This is a genomic window from Bacillus sp. MT94 (genome assembly GCF_058792475.1).
In genome coordinates, this window is the sequence record NZ_JBXAEZ010000005.1 from 166754 (window position 1) to 178366 (window position 11613).

Annotated in this window: 13 protein-coding genes; 6 read left to right on the forward strand and 7 right to left on the reverse strand. The window is 33.8% G+C overall.

From position 1 onward, the window contains the following. Positions 1-17: 17 nt before the first annotated feature. The 3 genes from AC1Q51_RS19015 to AC1Q51_RS19025 are packed head-to-tail and all read right to left on the reverse strand — an operon-like array spanning position 18 to position 1539. The gene (locus tag AC1Q51_RS19015) at positions 18-599 is read right to left on the reverse strand and encodes a kinase (RefSeq protein ID WP_016512646.1); all 582 of its coding nucleotides are present in this window, start codon (positions 597-599) and stop codon (positions 18-20) included. After that, positions 599-1141 (reverse strand): GNAT family N-acetyltransferase, encoded by a 543-nt coding sequence (locus AC1Q51_RS19020; protein WP_000506652.1) that lies wholly within the window; start codon positions 1139-1141, stop codon positions 599-601. The genes AC1Q51_RS19015 and AC1Q51_RS19020 overlap by 1 nt, the downstream gene beginning before the upstream one ends. 14 nt (positions 1142-1155) lie before the next feature. Continuing rightward, positions 1156-1539, reverse strand: a complete 384-nt coding sequence (locus AC1Q51_RS19025; RefSeq protein WP_492331644.1) for a VOC family protein — start codon at positions 1537-1539, stop codon at positions 1156-1158. Between the two features lie 280 nt (positions 1540-1819). Here AC1Q51_RS19025 and AC1Q51_RS19030 point away from each other — a divergent pair, with 280 nt between their 5' ends. Both AC1Q51_RS19030 and AC1Q51_RS19035 read left to right on the forward strand, forming a co-directional pair. Continuing rightward, positions 1820-2065, forward strand: coding sequence for a hypothetical protein (locus tag AC1Q51_RS19030; protein ID WP_000433609.1), 246 nt, complete (start codon positions 1820-1822; stop codon positions 2063-2065). Between the two features lie 145 nt (positions 2066-2210). Continuing rightward, a complete protein-coding gene (locus AC1Q51_RS19035) occupies positions 2211-2507 on the forward strand; it encodes a hypothetical protein (protein ID WP_075720573.1) in 297 nt (98 codons plus the stop codon). Positions 2508-2620: 113 nt separating this feature from the next. Here AC1Q51_RS19035 and AC1Q51_RS19040 read toward each other — a convergent pair whose 3' ends face one another. Together AC1Q51_RS19040 and AC1Q51_RS19045 are read right to left on the reverse strand one after the other, a co-directional pair. Then, complete coding sequence (locus AC1Q51_RS19040) at positions 2621-3157, reverse strand: DUF2812 domain-containing protein (protein ID WP_075719993.1); 537 nt, start codon at positions 3155-3157, stop codon at positions 2621-2623. A gap of 7 nt (positions 3158-3164) precedes the next feature. Beyond that, the gene (locus AC1Q51_RS19045) at positions 3165-3482 is read right to left on the reverse strand and encodes a PadR family transcriptional regulator (protein ID WP_000991891.1); all 318 of its coding nucleotides are present in this window, start codon (positions 3480-3482) and stop codon (positions 3165-3167) included. A gap of 206 nt (positions 3483-3688) precedes the next feature. Between AC1Q51_RS19045 and AC1Q51_RS19050 the strand changes: the two genes are divergently transcribed. The 3 genes from AC1Q51_RS19050 to AC1Q51_RS19060 are packed head-to-tail and all read left to right on the forward strand — an operon-like array spanning position 3689 to position 6865. After that, entirely contained in the window at positions 3689-4618 is a 930-nt protein-coding gene (locus AC1Q51_RS19050) for an AAA family ATPase (protein WP_098236888.1), read from the forward strand. Continuing rightward, a complete protein-coding gene (locus AC1Q51_RS19055) occupies positions 4615-5778 on the forward strand; it encodes a DUF58 domain-containing protein (protein ID WP_089171324.1) in 1164 nt (387 codons plus the stop codon). The genes AC1Q51_RS19050 and AC1Q51_RS19055 overlap by 4 nt, the downstream gene beginning before the upstream one ends. Beyond that, on the forward strand, positions 5753-6865 hold the full coding sequence (locus tag AC1Q51_RS19060) for a DUF4018 domain-containing protein (RefSeq protein WP_098236887.1): 1113 nt from the start codon (positions 5753-5755) through the stop codon (positions 6863-6865). Before AC1Q51_RS19055 ends, AC1Q51_RS19060 begins: the two co-directional genes overlap by 26 nt. Before the next feature lie 56 nt (positions 6866-6921). Here AC1Q51_RS19060 and AC1Q51_RS19065 read toward each other — a convergent pair whose 3' ends face one another. Then, on the reverse strand, positions 6922-8379 hold the full coding sequence (locus tag AC1Q51_RS19065) for an MFS transporter (RefSeq protein ID WP_001186932.1): 1458 nt from the start codon (positions 8377-8379) through the stop codon (positions 6922-6924). A 238-nt stretch (positions 8380-8617) separates the two neighbouring features. Continuing rightward, on the reverse strand, positions 8618-9835 hold the full coding sequence (locus AC1Q51_RS19070; protein WP_492331645.1) for an aspartate aminotransferase family protein: 1218 nt from the start codon (positions 9833-9835) through the stop codon (positions 8618-8620). Positions 9836-10136: 301 nt separating this feature from the next. On the opposite strand from AC1Q51_RS19070, the gene AC1Q51_RS19075 reads away from it, so the two are divergent. Then, a complete protein-coding gene (locus tag AC1Q51_RS19075; protein ID WP_098509126.1) occupies positions 10137-11516 on the forward strand; it encodes a catalase in 1380 nt (459 codons plus the stop codon). Positions 11517-11613 lie beyond the last annotated feature (97 nt).

An 11613-nucleotide genomic window follows, 5' to 3' on the forward strand; every position in this document is an offset into this window, starting at 1 on the left:
CACCTTCTATGTTCAAATCATTTAATGACTAAATCCGCCCTATCCCTCGGCGATTCCATTTCTAAGTAATAATCCTCTGCTTTCCAATACCTATTTTCAAACTTTGAAAGGTTTTTCTGTGTCTCCTCACTCTCACGTAGAAACCTTGTCTCTCTTGGACAGTCCAAATAGACCATATAATGAAAGAAATCTCTCCATTCTTTTCGCTGCAGAAAAACTCCTTCAATAACAATTACGCCTACAATAGGAATCTGTACTTTTTTCATTTCACATGAGTCTGTTTCCTCTTGATAAAAAGGCAAAATTAATTTTGTCTCATGTTGTAACTTCTGAAAAAACTTCTGCCTCAAGTATGTAATATCCCACTGTAAACAATAATACTCATACCATTCTTCATGGTTTGTATAATAGCGTCGATTACGCTCCACTATATGATCATCAATATGGAAAATATGAAACGGAATGCCTTCTTGTTTCATATTTTCTTTTAAATTTGCTACGAATGTTGTTTTTCCTGAACGACTTAAACCATCTATACCTAAAATGAATCTATTTTCCCTATGATTCTTCATAATCGTTATAAGTTCGTTTGTACTCATTACTTCTTCCACTCTTCTTTTAATAAAGAATATAAAATGGTATCATGAGCAACTCCATTTTGAATCATATGTTTTCGAAGTAATCCTTCTTCTTGAAATCCTGCTTTTATTAACAACTTTTGAGAAGCTTTATTTTCTACATATACAACCGCTGCGATTCTTATCAGTTGCAGCATTTCAAATCCGTAAGCTAAAATCGCTTGTAATGCTTCCGATGCATATCCTTGTCCCCAATATGTATCATCTAATTCATAACCAATTTCAGCTCGTTTATGATTATTATTAATTAAATGAAATCCGCACGTTCCGATTAATTGGCCCGTCCCTTTTTTCTCGATTCCCCAGCGAAATACACTGCCCTCTTCATAACGATTTTTAAACGTTTGAATCGTTGTTTTCGCTTGCTCAATATTTTCAAAAGAATCCATTCCGAAATAACGTATAACTGATTCTTTCGAAAAATATTGGAACATCGTTTCTGCATCTAATAGTGTAAGTTCTCTTAAGAGTAAACGTTCTGTTTCTAGTTTTGGAAATCCCATCTCTCTTTCTCCCTCTATTCTAATGAACTGCAAATTTCAATATAATTTCCATCTGGATCAGCAATGTAGGCAATTGTTTGTCCCCACGGTTTTACAATAGGTTCAACTAAAATCTTGATTCCTTGTTCTCTAAATTGCTCAATCGTTTCTTGTACATTCTCAACAACGAATCCTAATTCGAAATGAGAAGACTTTAATTCACCTTCTGTAAGCGGTAGTCCTGTTAATTCTTTCACATCTTGCCGCGTATTCATCACTAAAATGGTAGTTCCAGTATTAAATTCAATATATGTACCGTGCTCTGCTTTTATAGGTAACTGTAAAATATCTTTATAGAATTTTAAACATTCCTCAAACTTTTCTACATATAAAATGATGTACTTCATTTTCAAATCCATTTTACATCCCCCTTTATATCTATCCCTAAAATTTCGACAAAAGTCTCACAAAAACCTTGTTCCTTGTAGTAATGAGCAAAAAAAATGAGGCCGATTTCTCGGCCCCCCAGCTTATTGGCATAAAACAGGAGATTTGGTTTGGACATAACCAGTTCGTGCTTTTATTATATTTTATTTTTTCTGAATTTTAAATACATTAAACACCTATTTATATTGAGAAAGTTTTTGCTTGCATAAAATTAAAGATTTTAAGAAATGATACAAATGGAGGTGTATACATATGGAACCAATGCTATGTCCAAGCTGTAAAACGAACCGTACTCGCTTTAATATTCTTGAACAACAAGTAAAACCAGTCAAATTAAATCCACAAACTGGTCAAGTAGAAGAAGAATACACAAATGAAACGATGAATGCTTTTCATATGGCCTATCAAGGACCTACATACCGTGTCCAGTGTGCTGTATGCGGACTTGTTGAAAACCCAGAACAATTTATTAAACCTGCGCAAAATCAGTCTTTCTAATAAAAACATTATTATCCCTTGTAGAAATAGATTTTTCTATAAGGGATTTTTCCATTTAATAAGTTAATTAAAGATGTATTTCTTCCTTATTATATATTAAAACCCACACCCTTTTGGTAATATTTACATAAGGGGGGTATAACAAATGATTTTAAATAAAAAGATAATGCTTCCATCAACATTTCTACTAGTAACTTGCCACATAGTCATCTTTTACTTTTGGATCTTCGATTTTGAAAAAATAACGACTCCTTACGGTCTAACAATATGGATTGTTTCTACTATTTGTGGTCTTTTACTTTATTACCATTTTAAAAATCAAAAATCTAATAAAGTGATATTTATTGCTAATTCTTTATTATTAATTATTTCTTCTTCATTTATGATTTTTTTAGGTATTGTTACTAGTATTATCTTTGTAACTGTTAGTTCTATGAATTAAATATATATTTTTATTATATAAAAAATAGTTAACAAAATAGAATTACATGAAAATTAAAGAAGAAGATAATGATGTCATTGTCATCATTATCTTCTTCTAGAGTCTAATCTTTATTATAATATTTCACTTTTCAATTTCTTGATTTTCCAAAAAATTCTCATGAAGAAATAAGCATACATACAACCTACAAGCCCTGTCATAACTTTCGCCCAAATTGGCACTCTTGATTCTGTTGAACTTAAAAATACGCTATACATTGAGGGTAATATAGTTATTGAAATTAATGCGAAAAATTGTAATAATTCCTTCATTTTTTGCACCTTCGTGTCCTTCTCTGAATATATGTCAGGTAACTCAATTCCCTTCTCTACCTCCTTACAAAAATAATTCCATCTTGTAAAACTTGTGACACGTTTCCAACCAGACATTTCATATATTTCAAAGTACTCCTGTTGTTTTTCTTTTGAATCCCAATAAACCAATCTAAAATCCGCTTTATATATTACATCTTTCGGTTCTGTTTTCTTAAACGTATACAACAAATTATACCTTTGTAACGCCCAACCTTTTTGATGCATTTTCCGTAAAAAAGCTTCTTCTTTTTCTAAACTCCATGCCATGAAAAATTTAAATACCTTCTTTGTCTCCATCTCTCATTCACTCCCCTAATATACTATTCCCATTCCTTACAGATCTCTGTAACCTGTTATACTCGAGCTCTAACACTTCTCTCCCAAACGGCGTTAACTCATAGCACTTCTTTCTATCTGTAGAGGCAACTTCAACAATTAATTTTTCTTTAAGTAATTTCGTCGTATTCCCGTATAACGTACCAGGACCGAGTTTTACTTCTCCATTTGTCATCTCTTCTACCATTTGCATAATTCCATAACCATGCATTGGCTTTACAAGTGACAATAATATGTAGTATGTCGCCTCAGTTAACGGAATATATTTTTGCGCCTTCGCATTCATTATAACTACCTCCGATACATCGCCTTATGATATATCGACTAGCGATACATCGTATACCGATATTGTATAATCATATTCCAAAATATGCAAGAGTAATTTAATAATTAAATATCTATTCCTTTGAATTTAAAAATGATACCAATTTTCTGAATAATTTATTAAAATATAGAAATATTAGCTCTTTTATACTGAAAGGAATGGTACATATGATAAATAAATTGAAAGAAAACATAGGATCTGTGTTTGTTGGTAAAGAAAATGTTATTGATCTACTGCTTGTTTCACTGCTTGCTGATGGACATGTACTACTCGAAGACGTGCCTGGTACTGGGAAAACGTTACTGGCGAAAACCATTTCAAAAAGTATTGGCGGTAGTTTTTCTCGTGTTCAATTTACCCCTGATGTACTTCCAAGTGATGTAACAGGTATTGAATACTTTAACCCAAAAACAAGTGAATTTGAGTTAAGAATTGGACCCGTTATGACAAACATTTTGCTAGCAGATGAAATTAACCGTGCAATGCCGAGAACACAATCTAGTTTGTTAGAAGCGATGGAAGAGCGACAAGTGACGCTTGAAAAACTGTCTACTCCTCTCCCAAAACCGTTCTTTGTTATTGCAACGCAAAACCCAATTGAATCACAAGGGACTTTCCCTCTTCCAGATGCACAGCTTGATCGCTTTTTAATGACGATTTCAATCGGTTATCCAACTCCTGAAGATGAGTTACAAATGATGCGACGTTTTCGTAACGATATACCGCTAGAACGTGTCACACCTGTTATCTCTTTAGAAGATATATTAGAATCACAGAAACGAATAAAAGAAATTTTCATATCAGAACCGTTAGAACATTACATAATTAAACTTGCACAAGCTACTCGAAATCACGATTACATCGCTAACGGTGTAAGCCCACGTGCCACACTTTCTTTAGTGCGCGCAGTTCAAGCATTAGCCTTCTTACGCGGGAGAGAATATTGCACCCCTGAAGATATACAATTTTTAACTCCTTCTGTTTGGAATCACCGTATTGTCTTATCAATGGAAGGTGCCCTGCGCACGACTAAAAATGATATAATGCAAAGTATTTTAAAAGAAGTTGACGTACCTGTGGAGATTGAGCAAGCATGAATGGACAGCGTGTTGTAACTGTACCTTTATTTTTTCAACTCCATATTATTCAACTAACTGTGCCAGGCGCTATACTATTTACCTTTTTTATGCCGCAACGAATTATAATGTTTCTCTTTTTCTCCTATTATTTATTTGCGATTTTCATTTATAAATATGTCGCTTACATAGAGAAAAAATTTGAAGTTATAAACGAGAGACAAACAACTCGGCTTTTCCCTGATGAATCTGGAAAGTTTTTTATTCATTTGAAAAACGGTGCACATATCCCTCTCGTTAATGGTGTTTGTTATTTTCATTTAGATTCGTCTCTTATACAGCATAAAGATCAAGGAATTGAACGAATATCAAAAACGTTATTCTCTTTTCCATTTTCACAACCTGCACATTCGGCGCAAAAATGGGATTTAACATTAACCGCAACGAAACGTGGTGTGTTTCAAATTGAACAGTTCGAATGCGTTTTAAAAGATCCTTTTCATTTATTAAATGTACACTTACCTGTTTTCGATAAGTTAAAAACTGAAATTATTGTGTATCCTTCTCCTAAAGAAGTAGCAGGTTTGCAAGAACTTCAGCAACTTCTAACTGGTTCTTATCGAACTAATTTTTCTTTTTACAATGATGAAACATCTATTATCGGTGTAAAGCGATATGAGCGTGAGTCTTTCCGCTCTATTCATTGGAAGGCATCTGCTAAAATGCAAGAATTACAAGCGAAGCAATTTGAACCTGTAAAAAATTATAGTTGGACGATTTGTCTTTCTTTAGCTGCCGATCGTGGATTTGGTTGGAAAGATAATGTTGAAGATTTAATTTCATTCGCAACATACATTTGCCAATATGCAACGAAGCATCACATACCGTTTGAATTATTTATTAGTGTATTAGCAGAAGGTGGTGCATTACATTTATCGTTACATGAAGGGCAAACACAATATGCAAAAGCTTTAGAAGAATTAGCACGTATTTCAGATGATAGTACGTTACTTCCGAAACAAGGATTCCTTCATTATGTAACGAGAAAGAGAGAACGTTCGTCTACAATGATATACATTGGTTTACAGAAAAATGAACTCCCTCTTCTCTCGCAGCCAACGTTCCTCATTAATAGCGAAGGGATGGTGGAATCGGTTGAAAACTTGGCTCTATCACGTTAATGACTTTATTTTGCTTCTCCTCCTTTCATTATTAACAGAAAGGGATGACCTTGTTGCTATTGCCATATTTTTAGCAACAGGCTATATAGGCGTATTTCTTATTCATAAATTTATGAATAAAAAAACAAACGGATTTGTCATACTGTTCATTACTCAAATAATTGGTTGTTCTTTCCTTCTCCCATTCTCTCTATTCGGCACAATTATGTTACCGCTTTTCTTCTTTATCGTACATGTAGTCGGACCAGGATATCCAGTTCAAAAATCGTTAGGCGGTATTGTTTGGTTTAGTATTTCAGCCATATTTTATGCGCCCTTTCCACCTTTGTGGAAGCTGTTACTATTAGTTATACACATTATGATTACATTTTGGTTAACTGGGGCAAATCGGAATCAACAGTTATTACGTTTCATTTCTATCATTACGATTGGTGTAATGAGTATAGTACTTGTTTTAGTTTTTCCTTTTATTCGTCTTATTTTTAGCTTTATCACAGAAGTAGTCGCGTTAGGAGTCGGTTATGTTATAAATCCATTTCTCATAGCAGCTGAATTGAAAGATACTGAAGGGGTTTGGGCAAGTAAAGGGCATCTCTTAAAACCTAAAATTGAAGACAATGGGGAAAAACTTCCTGATTTTGACCCCACACTCATAAATAGCATTACCATAATAGCATGTACAGCTATCGCTATTTACGTCGTTTGGAAAATAGTAAAAAAACGAAAACAATTCAGTTTACCAAATATGCCCGCCTTCGAATCTACTATTATTACTAATAAAGAAGGAACAAACCAAAATCGTTTTAAACGAAATAAACCGCCGCATAACGAAATTCGGAAGGAAATTTTCAAGCTAGAGAGTAAGTTAACCCCTCCTTTAAATAGAAAACGGGGAGAAACTGTTGAAGCTTGGCTAGAAAGAATAAATGATGAAGAAGATGTAAATATTCAAAGTGATATTATTATAGATGCTTATAATACGGTGCGTTATTCAAATGGTAAAAGCATTGTACTTCTGCATGAATTTAAGGAAGAGATTCATAAGCTTTATGCCTATCAGAAAAGTTTGAAGAAACGAAAGAAATAACGTAACAAAAAGACTCCTATATTCATAGGAGTCTTTTTATACTTCTACGTTGCTTTTTAAATGGAAGCATTCTTCCCTGCTTCAATTTCTAATGACTCTTCATGCCACCAAAGTGTTTCTTCAGGGTCTTCTTTAGCGATTAGGTGTGCTTCTTTTTTCGTTTCTACTGTAGGATATGAACCTTTTAGCGCACGCCCTGAAGTCGTAACAAATAATACACTAAATACAACTAATCCAATAATACTTACACCCGTCAAATAAAATGCTGGCGCAAGCGGGTTACCAGTTGCATGAACTAAGTATGAACATACGAGCGGTGTTGTTCCACCGAATATCGATACAGAAATATTAAATGAGATCGAAAGTGCTCGATAACGTACATCAGTGAAAAAGAGTGATGGTAATAATGAAGGTAAAGTTCCTTCATATACACTTAAGAAGAAACCTAGTACGAAAATACCTGCAAATATAGCTGCAATATGTCCGTTACCTATTAGTAAAAATGCTGGAATTGCAAATACAGTTAAACCAAGTAAACCAATTTGCACAACGCGTTTATTACCAATTTTATCACTTAATTTACCGAAATATAGTGCTAGTGGAATCATAAGTGCCATCGTAATAGAAATAATTAATAAGCCCGTTGTTTCTTTGACTTTAAGTACTTGAGTTAGATAAGAAGGAATATACGAAAGAATCATATAATTCGTAATATTAAAGAAGGCGACAATTACTGTGCTTAATAAGAAGTCTTTTTTGTGATATTTAATAATATCCATAAATGAAAATTGTTCATTGTCTTCAGATTCCTCTTGTGCTTTTTCCATCTCTTCAAAGATTGGAGATTCATCTAGATGACGGCGTAAGTATAAACCGACCAAACCAATTGGTGCAGCTACTAAGAACGGAATACGCCATCCCCAGCTGAGCATTTGCTCATCTGTTAACAATAACGTCAAAATGGTAACAATTACCGATGCAGCAATGTAACCTGAGAGTGTTCCAATTTCAAGACCACTACCGAGTATACCACGCTTTTTATCTGGAGAAGATTCTGCGATATAAACCATTGCTCCTGAATATTCGCCGCCTGTAGAGAAGCCTTGAATCATCCGGGCAACTAAAAGTAGTATTGGTGCCCATACACCAATTTGTTCATAGGTTGGTAGTAATGCGATGAATAATGTAGAAAGTGCCATTAAAATAATAGTAGTACTTAACACGATTTTTCGGCCGTACTTATCTCCTATTCTACCAAAGAATACACCTCCGATTGGTCGAACGAGAAAGGCTGCTGCAAATGTACCGAATGTAAGTACAAGTTGCAATCCACTATTATCAACACCTGAGAAGAATAATTGACTTAAGATAACCGCTAAATACGCGTATAATCCGAAGTCAAACCACTCCATTGCGTTCCCTATACCAGTAGCAATTACTGCTTTCCTGGCTTGTTTAGGATTGACAATATTAACGTCTTGAGGTTCAAAATTTAAATCATTATTTTGTTGCATATAATAAAACAGCTCCTTATTTAATTTAACTTCTTTAAGCACACCTTCTCTTATTGAATAAAATTAATTCGAAGCACTTAAGGAAAATTAACGTCTCCTTATCTGTTATTATTGTTTCACATAATTAATTATTTGTCCAATGAGATGCTCTCTATGTTAAGTAATTTACTATTTTAAAAAGCTGAAGAAGCCGCTAAAATAGCGGCTTCTTCAGCTTTTTATATTTTTTTATATTTTTTTAAATACTTGCTGTAGCAGCTATGTTATGAACACAGGAAATAAACTCATAAGTGAATGCGTCAATTTCCTCTTTCGTAATAATATACGGCGGAAGTAATCGAATAATATTCCCTTGTGTTACATCGACTAACATCCCTTTATTCATTAACTCAATCTGTAATTTCTTTACATTTTCATTCGTGTCATTCACACTTATCCCAAACATCATCCCCGCATGACGTACTTCCTGAATATAATAAGCATTTTCTTTCTGAATATCTTGCAGTTTGTCATTCAAATATAGTGACGTTTCATAAGCTTCTTGCATTAACCCATCATCAAGTAATGTATTTAATACAGTTAAACCTAAAGCTGTTCCCATTGATGAATGAGCAAATGTTGTCCCGTGATCTCCTGGTGAAAATACATCACATAACCTTTCACCTACAATAATTCCTCCTAGCGGTATCCCGCCTCCTGCTCCTTTACCAATTTGAATAATATCTGGTGTAATATTAAAATTTTGATAAGCAAATAATTTTCCCGTTCGCCCCATACCACTTTGAACTTCATCAACGACAAGAAGTACATTATATTTTTCACATAAATTTTGAACACCATGTAAATATTCACTTGATAAAGGATAAATCCCCCCGCTACCTAAAACAGGCTCTAGCATAATCGCAATTGGATTTTCTTTAATAATGGTTTCTTCTAATTGGTCTATATTCTCGCGCTCTACTTCATATACAGGAATAGATGTTTTAGGGAATTTTTGATATACCTTTTCTTGTCTCGTAAAATGCAGTGCCCCTAACGTCCTCCCGTGAAAACTATCTTTTAACACAACTACTCCATCACGCTCTTCATTCGCAATAAATCTATATTTATCAATTAATTTTAATGTTGTTTCTGTCGCTTCCGTACCAGAGTTTGTAAAAAAGACTTTTCCGCTTTTTAAAGTACAATCTACTAATTTCTTTGCATACTCAATTGCAACTGGGTTTAAAAAATGAAACGGTAAATGCAACGATTTCGCAACTTGCTCCATTGTCATTTGTACAATTTTAGGATGATTGTATCCTAATACATTTACTCCTACGCCAGAAAATAAATCTAAATACTCTTTACCATCTACATCATACAGTTTACACCCTTCTCCTCTTTCCATTGCAACCTCTGTACGACAATATGTAGACATCATATATTCTTTATCTAATTGAAACCAATCCGACATGTTAAATTCCTCCTAGTTATTTTTCCTTTTTTAACGTTCATTCTCTATATAATCGTTTATAAATTAAGTTTTAAGATTGAAATTTTAATAGTGGTTTTCTTCCACATTTTTAGTAAAACGCGTGCTTTCTCTTCCCGATATTCATTTTTCCATAATTTCTTCTATTTCAACAGGTCCACTACATATGTGTTTTTTTCATCTAGCGGTATGTTACTGCTTTGAACTGTGCGTGTCATACATAATTAAGGCTATAGAATCATATTTAGTAACATTGGACAAAAAAGATTTGGAGGCTATATCGATGGATGAAAACTATGATAAACAGGGGCAATCTATACTAGGGAAAGACTTTAATGAAAATGACGAACATAATGAACAAGCTAAACTTCACTCTCAAACAGTTGGTTCACGTGGACCCGTACTAGAGCAAGATAGTGTACTGCATGAGTCATTACAAGAATTTATTCATGAAAAAATTTTAGAAAGACCTGTTCATGTAAAAGGATTTGGTGCGTTCGGTTATTTTCAAACGATATATTCGATGTCTGAACATACTAAATTAAGTTTTTTACAAAATTCTAATGAGAAAGTTCCTGTTATGGTGCGATTTTCGTTAGCTGTTAGTACGAAAGGAACACCGGATACTGCTAGAAATGTACGCGGTTTTTCTACAAAATTTTATACAAAAGAAGGAATTTTTGACCTTTTATGTAATCACATTCCTGTTTTTTCTGTTCGTGACCCAATGCGTTTCCCTGAAACGATTCAAGCATTATTGCCTTCACCTAAAAATAACTTAATAGACCCTAATAGATTTTGGAGTTTTGTCGCTAAAGCACCTGAATCTATTCATTTTGTTGTCCGTTTATACTCTAATAATGGTACGGCCAAAAGTCTTCGCCACATTCCAGGACATAGTGTTAATACATATGTATGGAGAAATGCGGAAGGTAATCGAAAGTATGTAAAGTATCATTGGTACCCATTTGAAGGTGTACAGTACATTACTAATAAAGAAGCAATTAAACTAGCTGCTGAAAATCCTGATTATAGCGGGAAAGATTTATATGATGCTATTGAAAATGGTAAACCAGTGGAGTATGGTTTATACGTCCAGCTCATGGATCCGAAAGATGAAGCTTACCTATCTTATGATCCTTTAGATGACACAAAAGTATGGGATGAACAGACGTATCCTCTCATACCAGTCGGGAAAATGGTATTAAATAAAAATCCTGAAAATTTTATGGAACAAGTAGAGAAAGTCGCATTCTCCCCTTCTAATTTACTGGATGGTGCAGAACTATCAGATGATAAAATGTTGCAAGGGCGCGCTAACATTTACAGTGATTCACAAAGAAGAAGAATTGGTCCAGAATTTCGCAAATTAACGATTAACCAACAGCAAGATTGGACACCCACTAATCAAATTACAAGCGGTGACGGAAGGTACGTTGAAGGTAAACTTGAAAGAACTTCTATAACAAAACAGAATGACTTTACGCAGGCTGGTGAATTTTATACGAAGTTAAAACCGATAGAAAAAGAACATCTCGCTGAGAACTTAGCTAGTGATTTGAAAGTTATATCCGATGATATTAGGGAGATCGTTTTGGGGTATTTCAATCAAGTATCAACTGATTTGAAAACAAGCATTGAGACAAAAATGAAAGAGCATTAAGAAGATTAAAGTATTCTTTACGAATGAGAATTCAAATCTATATTAATTATTTTCTTGTCAAAATCCAATGAGATTATTTAATTTAAAAATATAAAGC